This window comes from Streptomyces sp. NPDC090032 (assembly GCF_044748025.1).
GTDB lineage: Bacteria > Actinomycetota > Actinomycetes > Streptomycetales > Streptomycetaceae > Streptomyces.
The window spans coordinates 27,197-44,166 of the sequence record NZ_JBIVFF010000013.1; the positions used below are offsets into that span (position 1 = coordinate 27,197).

16 protein-coding genes are annotated in these 16,970 nt (G+C 70.8%); 7 read left to right on the forward strand and 9 right to left on the reverse strand.

What is annotated here, in order from left to right; all coding sequences use genetic code 11:
* Positions 1-13: 13 nt before the first annotated feature.
* The 3 genes from ACIPWY_RS29525 to ACIPWY_RS29535 all read right to left on the reverse strand — a co-directional run bounded on the left by ACIPWY_RS29525 (position 14) and on the right by ACIPWY_RS29535 (position 1,381).
* Positions 14-265, reverse strand: a complete 252-nt coding sequence (locus ACIPWY_RS29525; RefSeq protein WP_362903441.1) for a hypothetical protein — start codon at positions 263-265, stop codon at positions 14-16.
* Positions 262-753 carry a sigma factor-like helix-turn-helix DNA-binding protein gene (locus tag ACIPWY_RS29530; RefSeq protein ID WP_393703810.1) on the reverse strand — a complete coding sequence of 164 codons (492 nt, stop codon included), beginning with the start codon at positions 751-753 and terminating at the stop codon, positions 262-264. Before ACIPWY_RS29530 ends, ACIPWY_RS29525 begins: the two co-directional genes overlap by 4 nt.
* A gap of 106 nt (positions 754-859) precedes the next feature.
* Complete coding sequence (locus ACIPWY_RS29535; protein ID WP_362903445.1) at positions 860-1,381, reverse strand: MarR family transcriptional regulator; 522 nt, start codon at positions 1,379-1,381, stop codon at positions 860-862.
* Positions 1,382-1,526: 145 nt separating this feature from the next.
* Between ACIPWY_RS29535 and ilvA the strand changes: the two genes are divergently transcribed.
* From ilvA to ACIPWY_RS29550, 3 genes are all read left to right on the forward strand, one after another.
* On the forward strand, positions 1,527-2,756 hold the full coding sequence (ilvA, locus tag ACIPWY_RS29540; RefSeq protein ID WP_401535735.1) for a threonine ammonia-lyase: 1,230 nt from the start codon (positions 1,527-1,529) through the stop codon (positions 2,754-2,756).
* A gap of 182 nt (positions 2,757-2,938) precedes the next feature.
* Positions 2,939-3,952 (forward strand): ATP-binding cassette domain-containing protein, encoded by a 1,014-nt coding sequence (locus tag ACIPWY_RS29545; RefSeq protein ID WP_401535737.1) that lies wholly within the window; start codon positions 2,939-2,941, stop codon positions 3,950-3,952.
* Positions 3,949-4,791, forward strand: coding sequence for an ABC transporter permease (locus ACIPWY_RS29550; RefSeq protein WP_362903451.1), 843 nt, complete (start codon positions 3,949-3,951; stop codon positions 4,789-4,791). Before ACIPWY_RS29545 ends, ACIPWY_RS29550 begins: the two co-directional genes overlap by 4 nt.
* Positions 4,792-4,928: 137 nt before the next feature.
* On the opposite strand, the gene greA is transcribed toward ACIPWY_RS29550, so the two are convergent.
* Both greA and ACIPWY_RS29560 read right to left on the reverse strand, forming a co-directional pair.
* Positions 4,929-5,426, reverse strand: a complete 498-nt coding sequence (gene greA / locus ACIPWY_RS29555) for a transcription elongation factor GreA (protein ID WP_362903453.1) — start codon at positions 5,424-5,426, stop codon at positions 4,929-4,931.
* Positions 5,427-5,636: 210 nt separating this feature from the next.
* The gene (locus tag ACIPWY_RS29560; RefSeq protein ID WP_362903455.1) at positions 5,637-6,041 is read right to left on the reverse strand and encodes a DUF4307 domain-containing protein; all 405 of its coding nucleotides are present in this window, start codon (positions 6,039-6,041) and stop codon (positions 5,637-5,639) included.
* 174 nt (positions 6,042-6,215) lie between these two features.
* On the opposite strand from ACIPWY_RS29560, the gene mca reads away from it, so the two are divergent.
* A complete protein-coding gene (gene mca, locus ACIPWY_RS29565; protein ID WP_362903966.1) occupies positions 6,216-7,076 on the forward strand; it encodes a mycothiol conjugate amidase Mca in 861 nt (286 codons plus the stop codon).
* Positions 7,069-7,323: a hypothetical protein gene (locus tag ACIPWY_RS29570; RefSeq protein ID WP_362903457.1), complete on the forward strand. Its 255-nt coding sequence runs from the start codon at positions 7,069-7,071 to the stop codon at positions 7,321-7,323. The genes mca and ACIPWY_RS29570 overlap by 8 nt, the downstream gene beginning before the upstream one ends.
* Before the next feature lie 136 nt (positions 7,324-7,459).
* On the opposite strand, the gene ACIPWY_RS29575 is transcribed toward ACIPWY_RS29570, so the two are convergent.
* Positions 7,460-10,663, reverse strand: a complete 3,204-nt coding sequence (locus tag ACIPWY_RS29575; protein ID WP_393703806.1) for a tetratricopeptide repeat protein — start codon at positions 10,661-10,663, stop codon at positions 7,460-7,462.
* A gap of 119 nt (positions 10,664-10,782) precedes the next feature.
* Between ACIPWY_RS29575 and ACIPWY_RS29580 the strand changes: the two genes are divergently transcribed.
* Positions 10,783-12,807: a thioredoxin domain-containing protein gene (locus ACIPWY_RS29580; RefSeq protein ID WP_401535741.1), complete on the forward strand. Its 2,025-nt coding sequence runs from the start codon at positions 10,783-10,785 to the stop codon at positions 12,805-12,807.
* A gap of 3 nt (positions 12,808-12,810) precedes the next feature.
* Here ACIPWY_RS29580 and ACIPWY_RS29585 read toward each other — a convergent pair whose 3' ends face one another.
* Together ACIPWY_RS29585 and ACIPWY_RS29590 are read right to left on the reverse strand one after the other, a co-directional pair.
* Positions 12,811-13,428, reverse strand: a complete 618-nt coding sequence (locus tag ACIPWY_RS29585; RefSeq protein WP_401535743.1) for a TetR/AcrR family transcriptional regulator — start codon at positions 13,426-13,428, stop codon at positions 12,811-12,813.
* A gap of 108 nt (positions 13,429-13,536) precedes the next feature.
* A complete protein-coding gene (locus ACIPWY_RS29590) occupies positions 13,537-14,226 on the reverse strand; it encodes a hemolysin III family protein (protein ID WP_362903465.1) in 690 nt (229 codons plus the stop codon).
* A gap of 277 nt (positions 14,227-14,503) precedes the next feature.
* On the opposite strand from ACIPWY_RS29590, the gene ACIPWY_RS29595 reads away from it, so the two are divergent.
* A complete protein-coding gene (locus ACIPWY_RS29595) occupies positions 14,504-16,354 on the forward strand; it encodes a phosphoenolpyruvate carboxykinase (GTP) (RefSeq protein WP_362903466.1) in 1,851 nt (616 codons plus the stop codon).
* Between the two features lie 120 nt (positions 16,355-16,474).
* Here ACIPWY_RS29595 and ACIPWY_RS29600 read toward each other — a convergent pair whose 3' ends face one another.
* Complete coding sequence (locus ACIPWY_RS29600) at positions 16,475-16,885, reverse strand: hypothetical protein (RefSeq protein WP_362903468.1); 411 nt, start codon at positions 16,883-16,885, stop codon at positions 16,475-16,477.
* Positions 16,886-16,970 lie beyond the last annotated feature (85 nt).

A 16,970-nucleotide genomic window follows, 5' to 3' on the forward strand; every position in this document is an offset into this window, starting at 1 on the left:
GCCAGGCGCGCGGTCACCAGCCGGTGAGCGGTGGAGTCGTCCCGGACGGCGGCTCCACCCAGGGCCTGGCCAGCAGGGCCCACACGAAGAACGCGGTCGACGCCAGGCACAGCGCCAGCCACATCAGACGGACCAGCACCCTCCTCCGGCGCAGGATCCGCCCGCCCCGGCGCACCGCCTCTGCGTGGATCTCGGGCGGCAGCGCTCCCTGGGCGGCCTCCAGGATCGCGCGGACCTCACGTTCCCTGCGGGCCTGAGCGTTCATGACGGCACCTTCTGCAGGGACGGTCCGTCCTGAAGAGCCGGGGCGGGCCCGCGCGGCGGGTGCAGGACGAGCGCCATGGCGCGCGCGTGGATGGCGTGCACGCGCTCCATGGGGAGCCCGAGCAGCGCGGCCACCTGCTCCTCGCCGACCCCCTCGTAGAGGCGCAGCACCAGGATCAGCCGCTCCTGCGGGCCGAGGTGGCGCAGCACGCCGCCGTGGCCGCGGTGCTGATGCCAGGCCGCGCGGGCGAAGCTCAGGGCGAGCTTGTTGCGGGCGCGGTCGTAGGGGTCCTCGCCGCGCAGCCGGTCCCAGGAGGCGTACGTCTGGGCGAGCGCGGCGATGAGCAGCTTCCGCGCGCGCGGGTTGTCGTCGGCCGGCTCGGTGGTGAGCAGGGTCGCGGCATGGAGCAGCCGCCCTGCCGCGCCCGCGACGAACGCCTCGAACTCCCGGGCCCGGCGGGCGTCCTGGAACGCGCGCCGTTCTCGCACCGCACCTCCAGCCGGACCGCTCCGCGGCCGGTCGCCGGGACGGGACGGGCCCCGGCCGCATGCGACAGGGGCCCGGTCTCATATGAGGGCAGGTACGGTCCCGGGGTCAAGAGCCGGGAGCGGCTTCCCCGGACGGGGCGGGCTGGCCCGTCTGCCGCGCGGACAGCGCGGTGTTGAAGCGCGTGAGGAGCGCGCAGAACTGTTCGCGCTCCTGCGGGGTCCACTCCTGCGTCAACTCGGCCATCAGGGACCGCCTGGACGTGCGTACCTCGTCGAGGCGGGCGAGCCCGCGCGGCGACAGCTGGAGGACGACCGCGCGTCCGTCCTCCGGGTGGGACGTCCGCTTGACGAGTCCCGTGTCGACGAGCGGCGCGACCTGCCGCGTCACCGTCGACGAGTCGATGCCCATGCTCGCGGCGAGCGCCTTGACGCCCATCGGGCCTTCCTTGTCCAGGCGGTTGAGCAGCAGATACGCGGCTCGGTCCATCGAGTTGCGCACCTGCCCGACCCCGCCGAGCCGGGTCTGTTCGGCACGGCGGGCGAAGACCGCCACCTCGTGCTGCAGCGTTTCGAGGAGGCCGGTGTCGCCGGCGGTCGTCATGTCCATCGTTTCCGGTGGTGTGGGCATGGCCGGGGGCTCACTTCATGCGTGGGTGGTGGGTTGGGGGACAGGGTACGCGGCCGGGAGGCGGGCCGTACCGACGCTGCGCAAACCAGTCTCGGACCTTGGTCACGCCAGGAGCCGTACGGCGTGAGCTGCGAGACTTGCCGTCATGAGCTACAGCACGGCTGACTCCTTGCCGACGGTGACCCTGGACGATGTGCGCGGCGCGCAGAAGATGCTCTCGGGGGTCGCGCGGATGACGGCGATGGAGGGCAGCCGGTACCTCTCGGGGCTGGTCGGGGGGCCGGTGCACCTCAAGTGCGAGAACCTCCAGCGGACGGGCTCCTTCAAACTGCGCGGCGCGTACGTCAGGATCGCGGGCCTGCTTCCGGAGGAGCGCGCCGCCGGCGTGGTCGCCGCGAGTGCCGGAAACCATGCGCAGGGTGTAGCGCACGCGTCTTCTCTTCTCGGCGTACGTTCCACGGTCTTCATGCCGGTCGGCGCGCCTTTGCCGAAGGTCGCGGCGACCCGTGACTACGGCGCGCAGGTGCGGCTGCACGGGCAGGTCGTGGACGAGACGCTGGCGGCGGCGCAGGAGTACGCGCGCGAGACGGGCGCCGTGTTCATCCACCCCTTCGACCACCCGGACATCATCGCCGGGCAGGGCACGGTCGGCCTGGAGATCCTGGAGCAGTGCCCCGAGGTGCGCACGATCGTCGTGGGCATCGGCGGCGGCGGTCTTGCCGCGGGCGTCGCGGTGGCGGTCAAGGCGCTGCGCCCCGATGTGAAGGTGATCGGAGTGCAGGCGGCGGGCGCGGCGGCGTACCCGCCCTCGCTGGCGGCGGGGCGGCCGGTGTCGATCCCGTATCCGGCGACGATGGCCGACGGCATCAAGGTGGGGCGGCCCGGTGACGTGCCGTTCCAGCTGATCGAGGAGTTCGTCGACGAGGTCCGCACGGTCTCGGAGGACGAGCTGTCGAGCGCGCTGCTGCTCTGCCTGGAGCGGGCCAAGCTGGTCGTCGAACCGGCCGGGGCGAGCCCGGTCGCGGCAATCCTGAGCGACCCGCGTTCCTTCGAGGGCCCGGTCGTGGCGCTCCTGTCGGGCGGCAACGTGGATCCGCTCCTGATGCAGCGGATCCTGCGCCACGGCATGGCTGCCGCCGGCCGTTATCTGTCGCTGCGGCTGCGTCTGACGGACCGTCCCGGCGCGCTGGCCACGCTTCTCGGCGTGCTGTCGGGGGTCGACGCGAACGTCCTCGACGTGAGCCACGTGCGCACCGATCCGCGCCTCGGGCTCACGGAGGCCGAGGTCGAGCTGCACCTGGAGACGAAGGGACCGGTGCACTGCGCCGAGGTGGGCGCGGCGCTGCGGGACGCGGGTTACCTCGTCATCGACTGACCGTCGGCCGCGGGATCACCGGCCCGCGGGGCGATTGCGGAAAACCAGTTGATGAGACGCGATGTATCGCGATACCTTGTGGTTCGTGTCACCAATCCGTCGGGCATGGCCGGGCGGACATCCCTAAGCTTTCCTGAGCAAGGCAACCGAACAGGTCACCCACAACCCATGGGGGAAGCCACATGCCAGGCGCCATCTATGCCGAAGGTCTCGTGAAGACCTTCGGCGACGTCAGGGCTCTGGACGGCGTCGATCTCGATGTCCCGGAGGGCACGGTCCTCGGCCTCCTCGGTCCGAACGGGGCGGGGAAGACCACCGCGGTGCGCTGTCTGACGACGCTGCTCACGCCGGACAGCGGAAAGGCTGTCGTCGCGGGCATCGACGTTCTCAAGCATCCGAACGAGGTGCGGCGCTCGATCGGACTCTCAGGCCAGTTCGCCGCGGTCGACGAGTACCTGACGGGTCGTGAAAACCTGCAAATGGTCGGCCAGTTGTACCAGATGAAGGCCAAGGAGGCGAAGGCCCGGGCGTCCGAGCTCCTCGAGCGGTTCAACCTCGCGGACGCCGCCGACCGGACCTCGAAGACGTACTCCGGAGGCATGCGCCGTCGGCTCGACCTCGCGGCCGCGCTCGTCGTCTCACCGCCCGTGATGTTCATGGACGAGCCGACGACGGGACTCGACCCGCGCAACAGGCTGCAGCTGTGGGAGGTCATCCAGGAGCTGGTCGCCGGCGGCACGACCCTGCTGCTGACCACCCAGTACCTCGAAGAGGCCGACCACCTGGCGCACGACATCTGCGTCATCGACCACGGCCGCGTCATCGCACGCGGCACCTCCGACCAGCTCAAGGCCCAGACCGGCGGCGAGCGCGTCGAACTCGTGGTGCACGAGCGGGAACACATGACGCCCGCCGCCGAGGTCCTCGCCGGGTTCGGCAAGGGCGAGACGACCGTCGAGCAGCACACCCGCAAGCTCACCGTCCCCGTCTCCGGCGGCGCCAAGCTCCTCGCCGAGGTCATCAGGGAGCTGGACACCCGCGGTATCGAGATCGACGACATCGGTCTGCGCCGCCCCACCCTCGACGACGTCTTCATCTCCCTGACCGGCCACGTGGCCGAGGAGAAGGCGGATGAGAACGGCTCGGCCGCGGGCGCCGCCAAGCAGTCCAAGCGCAAGCAGGAGGCCGACAAGTGAGCGCCGTCACCCAGACCCTCGCCCCGCGTCCCGCGGGTGGCCCCGTGCAGTCCGTGAGGGACTCCCTCGTCGTCGCCAAACGCAATCTGATCCGCATGACGCGCATCCCCGAGGTCGTCATCTTCGGGCTGATCCAGCCGATCATGTTCGTGGTGCTGTTCAGCTACGTGTTCGGCGGCTCGATGAACATCGGGGGCACCACGGACCCGGCGGTCTACCGCGAGTTCCTGATGGCCGGCATCTTCGCCCAGACCGTCACGTTCGCCACGGCGGGCGCGGGCGCGGGCATCGCCGACGACATGCACAAGGGCCTCATCGACCGCTTCAGATCGCTGCCCATGTCCCGCGGCGCCGTCCTCACCGGACGCACCCTCGCGGACCTCGTGCAGACGGCCCTGACCCTGCTCGTCCTCGCGATCGTCGCCGTCCTGGTCGGCTGGCGCATCCACGAGGGCCTCCCGAAGGCCCTCGGCGCCTTCGGGCTGCTGCTCCTCCTCGGATACGCGTTCACGTGGATCGGCGCGCTCATCGGCCTGTCCGTACGCACACCGGAAGCCGCCACCTCGGGCGGACTGGTCTGGCTCTTCCCGGTGACGTTCATCTCGAACGCGTTCGTGGACTCCAGCCAGATGACGCCCTGGCTGCGCCACATCGCCGACTGGAACCCGTTCAGCGCCACGGTGCAGGCCTGCCGCGAGCTGTTCGGCAACCCGGGCGTCTCCGACTCCCCGGCCTGGCCCATGCAGCACGCCGTGTGGGCCTCGCTGCTCTGGTCAGTCCTGATCATCGTGGTCTTCCGGACGCTCTCGGTCCGCAAGTACCGCAACGCGACGGCCTGACGGCGGCTGCGGCCCCGAGCGCGAACACACGAAGGCCCCCGGCGCAGCAAGCGCCGGGGGCCTTCGCCATACGGTCGGTTCAGCCGTCGTACGGCTTCTCAGCCGCTGTACGGCTTCTCAGCCGCTGATAGGGCATCTCAGCCGTTGTACGGCTTCGCCGCGAGGATCTTCACCGAGGCGAGCTTGCCGTTCGGCAGCTCGTACTGGGCGTCCTCGCCGATCTTCTTGCCGTTCACGCCGGAGCCCAGCGGGGACTGCGGCGAGTACGTCTCGATATCGGCGCTCGCGTACTCGCGTGAGGCGAGCAGGAACGTCATGGTGTCGTCCTCGTCGCCGTCGAAGGCGATCGTGACGACCATGCCGGGCGCGGCGACGCCGGTCGCGGCAGGTGCCTCGCCGACCTTGGCCTTCTCCAGGAGCTGGGTCAGCTGGCGGATGCGGAGCTCCTGCTTGCCCTGCTCCTCCTTGGCCGCGTGGTACCCGCCGTTCTCGCGCAGGTCGCCCTCCTCGCGGGCCGCCGCGATCTTCACGGTGATCTCGGCGCGCGCGGGACCAGACAGGTACTCCAGCTCGTCCTTGAGCTTGGTGTACGCCTCCTGCGTGAGCCAGGTGACGTCTTCGCTGGTCTGGGTCACAGGTGCTCCTCGTAGGTACTGGGAATACAAAGCATCGCCCTACCCAGAAGCATGTGCTTTCACGGGTGGGCGAAACCACGAGCCTAACAATTCAGGCGCCGAAGGGGGAGGACATATGCCATCAAGAATTCGTCACCGCAGGTCAGGTACCGAAACCCGGACGGTCGGCGGCGTATGCCGAGGGGTGGCCGCGGTGTGGACGCCGTGCGGTCAGCCCGCGTGGCAGCCGAGCAGCTCCGCGCTGGTGCCGTGGGCCGTGGTGCGCAGTGTCACCACCTTGTCGATCCGGCTCTCGCGCTGGTCGAAGCGGAAGTCGGCGCGGCCCACCTCGGCGCCGTCGGCGGACTGCGACCGGATGGTGCAGTAACCCTTCGCGTCGGTGTCCTTACGGACCTCGAGGTGCACCTTGACCGCCGCGTCGGAGGTCTTGAAGGTGATGACCTCGGCGCTGATCTTCGTACCGAAGACGTAGTGGTAGCCGAACCAGCCGATCAGGACGACGAGCAGGGCGGCGAGCACGGCGCCGACGGTCTTCAGGGTGCGGTCCGCGCGTTCGTCGGCGGAGCGGGACCGGCCGTAGCGGCCCTCGGGGAGCTGCTCACTCACCGCACTCATGATCGATCCTCTCGCGCGGGGCGGGTCGAGGACCGGCCCCGGACAGACTGCCGGAATTTTCCGCCCCCCGGTTCGGTCACTATAGAAGCCGCCCAATGTGCCGTATGACCGAGGGCGCCTTAAATCACCGAGTCATTCACTGAGGATCTTGTCTTGACTGAGCAGCTGCGACTGATGGCCGTTCACGCCCACCCCGACGACGAGTCGTCGAAGGGCGCGGCCACCATGGCCAAGTACGTGTCCGAGGGGGTGGACGTGCATGTCGTGACCTGCACGGGCGGGGAGCGCGGATCCATCCTCAATCCGAAGCTCCAGGGCGACACGTACATCGAGGAGCACATCCACGAGGTACGCAGGAAGGAGATGGACGAGGCCCGCGAGATCCTCGGGGTCAAGCAGGACTGGCTGGGCTTCGTCGACTCGGGCCTGCCCGAGGGTGACCCCCTGCCGCCGCTGCCCGACGGTTGCTTCGCGCTCGAGGACGTCGACAAGGCGGCCGGGGAGCTGGTGAAGCAGATCCGCTCGTTCCGTCCGCAGGTCATCACGACGTACGACGAGAACGGTGGCTACCCGCACCCCGACCACATCATGACCCACAAGATCTCCATGGTGGCGTTCGAGGGCGCGGCGGACACCGAGAAGTACCCGGAGTCCGAGTTCGGCCCGGCCTACCAGCCGCAGAAGCTCTACTACAACCAGGGCTTCAACCGGCCGCGCACCGAGGCGTTGCACCAGGCGATGCTCGACCGCGGCCTGGAGTCGCCGTACGCCGAGTGGCTCAAGCGCTGGGACGAGTTCGAGCGGGTCGAGCGGACGCTGACCACGCACATCCCGTGCGCCGAGTTCTTCGAGATCCGCGACAAGGCGCTCATCGCGCACGCCACGCAGATCGACCCCGACGGGGGCTGGTTCCGGGTTCCGATGGAGCTCCAGAAGGCGGTGTGGCCGACCGAGGAGTACGAGCTCGCGAAGTCTCTCGTCGATACCTCCCTCCCCGAGGACGACCTCTTTGCGGGCATCCGCGACAATGCCTGACATGAGCGCAAGCGCAAGCCTGGCAATGACGCATCTCGTCCCCCTCGCCAAGGAGGTCGACGAGAACAAGGTGACCCCCGGCGTCCTCGGTTTCATCGTCTTCGCGGTGATGGCCGTCGCCGTCTGGGGCCTGATGAAGTCGATGAACCGCCACATGGGCAAGGTCGACTTCAAGGAGAAGACGGACACCGCCGCGGACTCCGCGAGCGGAACCGGCTCCGCCCCGGCCTCGCCCGCCAAGGGCTGACGCCCCGCCGCACAGGACCGCTCGGCACGGCACACGCCGCGCCGAGCGCCTTCGTGCTGCGCCCTCAGGTCCTGCGCGCCCCGGGTCCTGCACGACCCGGGTCCTACGTGCCCCGGAGCCCAAGCCCCCCGCGCCCTCACCGCCCCCCGCTCACCTCCACGCCCATCACGTCCCGGGCGTGTCGCTTCGGGACCATGCCGAGGCGCCAGGCCTGCCAGCCCGCCTCCAGGTCCGCGCCGCGTTCCAGGAGAAGGTGGTAGGCCTCCACGTAGTCGTCGAGCCTGCCGTCCCGGCCGGCGTGCGTGGAGCGGGCGAGCTGGGACAGCTCCTCCTGCGCCACGGCCGTGCCGATCTCCGAGCCGCCCGGCGACGCGTACGGCAGCAGCGTGCAGCGCAGGAAGTTCGCCCAGTCCTCGCCGCGGCGGTCGCCGTACGACGCGAACAGCGCCGCCGCCTCCTCGCACAGGGTCAGGGCCTGGGCCGCGCGCCCGTTGCCCGCGTCCACCACCGCCAGTTCCAGGCAGGTCCACCCCTCGCCGTGCGCGACGCCGATGCGCTGGAAGTCGGCGCGGGCGTCGACCAGGAGCTGGCGCGCGAAGCCGGAGTTGCGCAGCGAGCCCGTCTGCGCGGCCCGCTGGTCACGCGTGACCCGGGCCGAGTGGTGGCGGGCGCAGGCGAGCCCGTACACGTCGCGCATCCGCGAGAACATCGTGCGGGAGCGCTCCAGCTCGCGTACCGCCTGGTCGAGGTTGCCGCTCTCCTCCAGGGCCTGGCCCAGGTAGTAGAGCGTCCAGGCCTCGCCGCGCGCGTCCTCGTTGTCACGGTGGCGCGAGGTGGCCTGGCGCAGTCCGTCGACGGCCGCCGACGCGTCGCCGTCCACCAGGCGGGCCCGCGCCAGCTGGGTCAGCGCCCACGCCTCGCCCCGGCTGTCGCGCGTACGGCTGTACAGGTCGAGGGCGGCGCGCAGCTCATGCTCCGCCTCCGGCACGTCGCCCATCCGCAGACGCAGCTGTCCCAGCTGGAAGTGCGCCCACGCCTCGCCGTGCACGGACTCGTTCTCCCGGTGCAGGGCCAGCGCCGCCGTCAGCAGATCGAGCGCCTCCTGCACATGGGCCTGGTCGCGCTCCACCGCGGCGAGCGCGTGCATCGTCCAGCCCCGGTCGCCCGCCGTCTCGTCTGTGGTCTGCAGGTCGAGAGCCTCCCGGAGCTTCGCCGCCGCCTCCTTGAGCTGACCCTGATGGTGCAGCGTGATGCCGAGGGAGCACAGGGCGCGGGCGGCGCCCGCGTTGTGGTGCGCCTCGAAGTACAGGTCCACCACCGACGCCAGCGTCGTACGCGCCTTGTCGAGCTCACCGAGCTGGCGTGCCGCGATACCGGTGCGCCACTGGACCGAGCGCACGAGAAGCCCCTGGTCGACGGCCTGCGTCAGCTCGCTGATCTCGCCGAGGCGGTAGAGGTCGCCGCGCAGCAGGCAGTAGTCGCACAGGGCGCCGAGCAGATTGAGCACGGCCGCCTGGTCGACGCCTTCCGCGCCCCGCAGTGTCGCCGTGATGAAGCTGGACTCGTCGTCGAGCCAGCGCAGCGCGGAGTCCAGTGACGTGAAGCCGTGCGGGCCGACCTGGCCGGCGCGCGTCGACTTGTTGCCGTCGACGAGCCGGATCACCGAGTCCGCGAGCTCCGCGTAGTTCTGGATGAGGCGTTCCTGCGCGGCCGTCCGCTCGGCCGGCTCCTCCTCGTCGAGGAGGCGGGCCTGCGCGAAGGACCGCACGAGATCGTGCAGCCGGTACCGGCTGCCCCGGACGTGGTCGATCAGCCCGGCCCGTGACAGCGCGGTCAGATGGCGGGTGGCCTCCGACTCGTCCGTCGCGAGCAGCGCGGCCGCCGCTGCCGCGCCCAGCGAGGCCCGCCCGGCGAGCGCGAGCCGCCGCAGCAGCCGCCGGGCGGCCTCCGGCTGGTCGGTGTAGCGCAGCCACAGGACGCGCTCGACCGGTTCCACGGGCCCGTACGCGCTCAGGTCGGACGCCAGCCCGCGCGTCGTACGCGGCCCGATCGCGGACCCCGCGATGCGCAGCGCCAGCGGCAGACCACCGCACAACTCCCTCACGGCATCGGACGATTCGGAGTCATAGGGCCCCGACGCGTCCTCCGCGCACTCACGCAGGAGCTCCTCCGCGCCCGCGGCGTCCAGCGCGTCCACCGGCACCTGATGCACCCACGCCGGGACGTCCGCCGGCAGGTCGAGCGGCTTGCGCGCCGTCACCAGGACGAGGCTGTCGGACCGCTCGGGGATCAGCGTGCGCACCTGCTCCGCGTCGCCCGCGTCGTCCAGGACGATCGTGACCGCGAGCCCCGTCAGATGCTGGTGGTACAGCTCGCTCAGGCTGCGCACCTGCTGCTCCGGCGAGGAACGCTCCCGGAAGAGCAGCTGCTCGCGCGGCGCGCCGAGCCGGTTCAGCAGATGGAGCAGCGCGTCCCGGGTCGACAGCGGGGCCTCGGGCGCGTCGCCCCGCAGGTCCACGACGCACGCCCCGCGGAACTGGTCGCGCAGCTCGTGCGCCGCCCGCACCGCGAGCGTCGAACGGCCTGAGCCGGGCGCGCCGTGCAGCACAACGACGGTGGGTCGGGTCTCGGTGCTCGCGCGCGCCGCGTGCACCCACTGCGCGATCCGCTGCATCTGTACCCTGCGACCCGCGAACGGGCCCTGCGGATCAGGGAGTTGGCCGAAAGACTGCTCCAGGACACTGCGCCGCCTGGCCGCCGCGCTCTTGTCCGTACGGCGCAACTGCGGCGTCGGCTTCTTCGCGCCGGTCCCCGCGGTGGCGGCGAGGACGCGCTGCTGGTCGAGGAACGGCCGGATCCCCCGCACGTCGAGCGCCGTCAGCCACTGCAGTCTCAGCTGTTCGGGCCCGCCCGGCTGGCTCCGCGCCCCGGCGCGGCGGCTCGCGGCGGGCACATGAGAGGCCGTCACCTTTGCGACGGTCGTGGCGGCGCCCAGCACGGCGACGGTCGCGCCCGCGCCGACCGCGGTCCCCGTGCCCGTACCCAGCAGCAGGTCGGCCAGGCAGGCGCCGACCGCGGCAACGGCCGTGACCAGCAGGGGAGTCGAGCCGCGCTCCTGGGTGAAGCGCTGCCCGAACGACATCTGCCCGGCCTCGGCCTCGTCCAGGGCGTGCGTGAACTGCGTGTACTCCTCGGCGGCGGTCTCCGCCATGGCGTCGAGCGCACCGCGCGCACGCGACAGCAGCACCCCGCCGTCCGTGCGCCCGCCCGAACGCCGCACTTCCTCCTCCACGGCCCGGGCCAACAGCCCCTCGGCTTCCGCCCGATGGCTGTCTCGCATTTCAGGTCCCCCTCCGGCAGCAACGGTTCCGCGTCAAGTGTGCTGCGTATGGGGCTACGGCGCGAGAGGCCGGGGATCAAAGGGCCGATCGGCGACCGGTGTGCGCGAGGATGGGGCGCATGCCGAACCGACTGGCCCATGAGACGTCCCCCTACCTCCTCCAGCATGCCGACAACCCCGTCGACTGGTGGCCCTGGTCGGCCGACGCCTTCGAGGAGGCCCGGCGGCGCGGGGTCCCGGTGCTGCTCAGCGTCGGATACTCCAGCTGTCACTGGTGCCACGTCATGGCGCACGAGTCCTTCGAGGACGAGACGACCGCCGCCCTCATGAACGACCGCTTCGTCAACATCAAGGTCGACCGCGAGGAGCGCCCCGACGTCGACGCCGTCTACATGGAGGCCGTGCAGGCCGCCACCGGCCAGGGCGGCTGGCCCATGACCGTGTTCCTCACGCCCGACGCCGAGCCGTTCTACTTCGGCACCTACTTCCCGCCCGAGCCCCGGCACGGGATGGCGTCCTTCCCGCAGGTTCTGCAGGGCGTGACGCAGGCGTGGGCGGAGCGCAGGGACGAGGTCGCCGAGGTAGCCGCGAAGATCGTGGGCGATCTGGCCGGACGCGAGCTGCCGTACGGGGACACGCAGATCCCCGGCGCGAGCGAACTCGCGCAGGCGCTGCTCGGTCTGACCCGCGAGTACGACGCGGCGGAGGGGGGCTTCGGCGGAGCGCCCAAGTTCCCGCCGTCGATGGTGATCGAGTTCCTGCTGCGCCACTATGCGCGTACGGGTGCCGAGGGCGCGCTCCAGATGGCCGAGGACACCTGCGAGCGGATGGCGCGCGGCGGGATCTACGACCAGCTGGGCGGCGGCTTCGCGCGCTACTCCGTCGACCGCGAGTGGGTCGTACCCCACTTCGAGAAGATGCTCTACGACAACGCCCTGCTGTGCCGCGCCTACGCGCACCTGTGGCGGGCCACCGGGTCGGAGACGGCCAGGCGGGTCGCGCTGGAGACCGCGGACTTCATGGTGCGGGAGCTGCGGACGAACGAGGGCGGGTTCGCGTCCGCGCTGGACGCGGACAGCGAGGACGCCGAGGGGCGTCATGTCGAGGGCGCCTTCTACGTGTGGACGCCCGAGCAACTGCGCGAGGTCCTCGGGGACGCGGACGCCGAGATGGCCGCCCAGTGCTTCGGCGTGACACAGGAGGGCACCTTCGAGGAGGGTGCCTCGGTCCTCCAACTCCCGCGGCAGGAGACCGAGTTCGACGAGGCGCGGGTCGCGGACGTACGGCGCAGGCTGTTCGCCGCGCGTGCCGCGCGGCCGGCCCCCGGGCGGGACGACAAGGTCGTCGCCGCATGGAACGGGCTGGCGATCGCCGCGCTCGCGGAGACCGGCGCGTACTTCGACCGGCCGGACCTGGTGCAGGCCGCGCTCGCCGCCGCCGACCTGCTCGTACGCCTCCACATGGACACGCGGGCGCGCCTCACCCGTACCAGCAAGGACGGCCGGGCCGGCGCGAACGCCGGTGTTCTCGAGGACTACGCGGATGTCGCCGAGGGCTTCCTCGCGCTGGCGTCCGTGACCGGCGAGGGGGTCTGGCTGGAGTTCGCCGGGTTCCTCCTCGACCACGTCCTCGACCAGTTCACCGACCCGGAGTCCGGCGCGCTCTACGACACGGCGGCGGACGCGGAGCAGCTGATCCGCAGGCCGCAGGACCCCACCGACAACGCCACGCCCTCGGGCTGGAGCGCGGCGGCCGGCGCGCTGCTCTCGTACGCGGCGCAGACCGGGTCGGAGCCTCATCGCACCGCCGCCGAGCGGGCGTTGGGCGTGGTGCGGGCGCTCGGGCCGCGTGCGCCGCGCTTCATCGGGCACGGACTCGCGGTCGCGGAGGCGCTGCTCGACGGGCCGAAGGAGGTCGCCGTGGTCGGCGAGGTCGGCGGGGAACTGCACCGCACGGCGCTGCTCGGCACGGCGCCGGGCGCGGTCGTCGCGGCGGGTCAGGCGGGCTCCGGTGAGCTGCCGTTGCTGGCGGACCGGCCGCTCGTGGACGGCCGGCCGGCCGCGTACGTGTGCCGCAACTTCACCTGCGACGCCCCCGTGACGGATCCGGAGCGGCTTGCGGAGGCGCTGGGCAACCGCGAGTAGGCGCTACAGGCCGTTTCTGAACGTCTCCAGCGTCCGGTCCATCAGGTCGCGCAGTCCTTCCTGGTGGCCGTGCTCGGCCCAGTACAGCGTGGTCTCCATGAGCGCGCCGACCAGCGCCATCGCGTAGACGCGGACTTCGAGGCCGTCCGCGTCGCGGCCGGTGCGCTCGCCGATCACGCGGCACAGCAGCTGCCCGGTGGCGCACATGGACTCCATCATCCGGGAGCGCACCGCGGGCACCTCGACCTGGAGCCTGGTCCGCAGCCGTGACACCTCGGGATCGTCGTCGAACCCGAGGCACACGGCGTGTGCGATCACGTGCTTCAGTGAGTCGGCGATCGACTCGTCCGCCGGCCGCGCCCGCAGCTCGGCCTCGAGGGCCGGGTCGTACTCGTCCGTGATGACGATGTCTTCCTTGGTCGGGAAGTACCGGAACACCGTGGACGGCGACACCTCGGCGGCCTCGGCGATCTGCTCGACCGTCGTCGCGTCGTACCCCTGTTCGGCGATCAGGCGGTACGTCGCCTCCCTGATCGCGACCCGGGTCTTGAGCTTCTTGCGTTCGCGAAGGCCCATCCCGGGGCGGTCGGCGGCGGAGGTGGAGCGTGCGGAGGCGGCCATGGGCTCATTCTCGGGCATCGACCGGGGCCGGGGCCGGGTCGGAGCTGGAGCGGGGCGCGAAAACGGCCGCGGCTCGAAAGCCGCGGCCGAAAGGAGGGAAGGGCCAGGTCAGGCGTGCTGGTACGCGACCAGTGAGATGCCGACGTAGTGCACGACGAACGCCGCGAGCGTGAGCGAGTGGAAGACCTCGTGGAAGCCGAACCAGCGCGGTGACGGGTTCGGGCGCTTGATCCCGTAGATCACGCCTCCCGCGCTGTAGAGGAGCCCGCCGACGATCACGCAGACGAGCACGGCCGTGCCGCCGGTGTGCAGGAAGTCGGGCAGGAAGAAGACGGCTGCCCAGCCCATCGCGATGTAGCACGGGGTGTAGAGCCAGCGCGGGGCGCCGACCCAGAAGACGCGGAAGACGATGCCGGCCGTGGCCGCGGCCCAGATGCCCCACATCAGCCACTGGCCCTTGGCCTCGGGGAGCAGCAGCATCGTCAGCGGCGTGTAGGTGCCCGCGATGATCAGGAAGATGTTCGCGTGGTCGAGGCGGCGCAGTACGCCGTCGGCGCGCGGGCCCCAGTTGCCCCGGTGATAGAGCGCGCTCACGCCGAAGAGCAGGCATGCTGTAAGGACGTAGATCCCGCAGGCGATCCGGCCGCGGGGGGAGTCCGCGAGGGCGGTCAGGACCAGGCCGGAGATGACGACCGCGGGGAACATGCCCGCGTGCAGCCAGCCGCGCAGCCGTGGTTTCACCGGAACGGACTCTGTCGCGGTCACTTCGGATGGCGTGGCGGCAGTCATAAGCCGCATCGTACCTACGGGGCCGTAAGTAACGAATCCGAGTGACGGTCAGTAACGAAAACGAGTGACGGGCAGGGGTGAATGCCGGTGGTGAGAAGGGATGCAGGCGAGTGGCGATCCTCACTTCGCTCAGGTGTGAGGCCCTCTGGACATATGCGCGCTCGCGTCGGATGATCATATGAGTGCGGTCGGCACCGGATGAGCGCCAGAGGGATCAACACGTGAAGCATCCGGGTCGCAGCCCCCAAGGGGCAACAACACAAAAACCCCTCATTTAGGAGCAATCGTGGCGCGCGACATCGCGGCTCCCGTTTCCTTGGGCAATGTCCCCACCAAGCACCAGGAACTGATCTCGTGGGTCAACGAGATCGCCGAACTGACGCAGCCGGACCGTGTGGTCTGGTGCGACGGGTCAGAGGCCGAGTACGAGCGCCTGGCCGAGGAACTGGTCGACAAGGGAACGTTCAAGAAGCTCGACCCGATCAAGCGCCCGAACTCGTACTACGCCGCCTCCGACCCGACCGACGTCGCACGCGTCGAGGACCGGACGTTCATCTGCTCCGAGAAGGAGCAGGACGCGGGCCCCACCAACCACTGGAAAGCCCCCGCGGAGATGCGCGCCATCTTCCAGGGCGACGAGGGTGACGAGGGCACCGGCGGCATCTTCCGCGGCTCGATGAAGGGCCGGACGATGTACGTCGTCCCGTTCTGCATGGGCCCGCTCGGCTCGGAGCTCTCCGCCATCGGCGTCGAGATCACCGACTCCGCGTACGTCGCCGTCTCGATGCGCACCATGACGCGCATGGGCCGGCCCGTCCTCGACGAGCTCGGCACCGACGGCTTCTTCGTGAAGGCCGTCCACACCCTGGGCGCGCCGCTGGAGGAGGGCCAGGAGGACGTGCCGTGGCCCTGCAACTCCACCAAGTACATCTCGCACTTCCCCGAGACCCGCGAGATCTGGTCGTACGGCTCCGGCTACGGCGGCAACGCCCTGCTCGGCAAGAAGTGCTACGCCCTGCGCATCGCGTCCGTCATGGCGCGCGACGAGGGCTGGCTCGCCGAGCACATGCTCATCCTCAAGCTGACGCCGCCGCACGGTGAGTCGAAGTACGTCGCCGCCGCCTTCCCGAGCGCCTGCGGCAAGACCAACCTCGCCATGCTGGAGCCCACGATCTCCGGCTGGACCGTCGAGACCATCGGCGACGACATCGCCTGGATGCGGTTCGGCGAGGACGGCCGCCTCTACGCGATCAACCCCGAGGCCGGCTTCTTCGGCGTCGCGCCCGGCACCGGCGAGCACACCAACGCCAACGCCATGAAGACGCTGTGGGGCAACTCCGTCTTCACGAACGTCGCGCTCACCGACGACAACGACGTCTGGTGGGAGGGCATGACGGAGGAGACTCCGGCGCACCTCACCGACTGGAAGGGCAACGACTGGACCCCCGAGTCCGGCGTTCCCGCGGCGCACCCGAACGCGCGCTTCACCACCCCCGCCTCGCAGTGCCCGATCATCGCGCCCGAGTGGGAGGACCCGAAGGGCGTGCCGATCTCGGCGATCCTCTTCGGTGGCCGCCGCGCCTCCGCCGTGCCGCTGGTGACCGAGTCCTTCGACTGGAACCACGGCGTGTTCCTCGGCGCGAACGTCGCCTCCGAGAAGACCGCCGCCGCCGAGGGCAAGGTCGGCGAGCTGCGCCGCGACCCGTTCGCGATGCTCCCGTTCTGCGGCTACAACATGGGCGACTACATGGCCCACTGGGTCGACGTGGCCAAGGACAAGGACCAGGCGAAGCTGCCGAAGATCTACTACGTGAACTGGTTCCGCAAGAACGACGCGGGCAAGTTCGTGTGGCCCGGCTTCGGCGAGAACAGCCGCGTCCTGAAGTGGATCGTCGAGCGCCTGGCGGGCAAGGCCGAGGGCGTCGAGTCGCCGATCGGCATCCTGCCGACGCGTGACTCCCTCGACACGGACGGCCTCGACCTGGCCGACGCCGACCTCGACTTCCTGCTGACGGTCGACAAGGAGGTGTGGCGCGACGAGGCCTCCCTGGTCCCCGAGCACCTCAACACCTTCGGTGACCACACGCCGAAGGAGCTGTGGGACGAGTACCGGGCTCTGGTGAAGCGCCTGGGCTGACGCCCCTCGGAGCAGGACATGTGACAGGGCCCCGCACAACGGCGTGCGGGGCCCTGTCACATGTGCGTTCCGTTGGTGGGCGGTTGACGCGCGGCCTCTGGGGTGGCGCATCAACCGCCGTCAGGAGGCGACCAGTTGACCGGCCGCGGCGTGTGCCTCCATGCGGCGCGCGGCGAGGATCGCGGCGGCCGTGTCGGCGCGGGACGCCGCGACGACCAGGGCGCGGCCCGCGAGGGCGTGTGCGCGCTGGTGCAGGGCGGCGATGCGGGGCTCGTGGATCATCGCGTCGGCCACGGACGCGCGGGCCGGCAGCAGGCCGCCGCGCAGCCGGGTGACCTGGTGCGCGAGGGCGTCGGCCGCGGCGTCGAGATCCGGGTCGGGGGTGAGGGCGCGCAGCTCGTCCGTGAGGGCGAGCAGGGCGGCCAGGTGCCCCGCGAGCTGGATGTCGAGCTCCTCCTCGCGGGAGCGGTGCGGGAAGTCGCCGGGGTCGGCCATGGCATGGACCGACTTGGTGCGGATCGGTTCGTACATGGGATGGCCTCCAGGCGGGTAGCTTGAAGACCATCCTAGCTTAGATTCAGTCTAAAGTTGAGTCCTGTCCCCGGAGTGGGCGGCC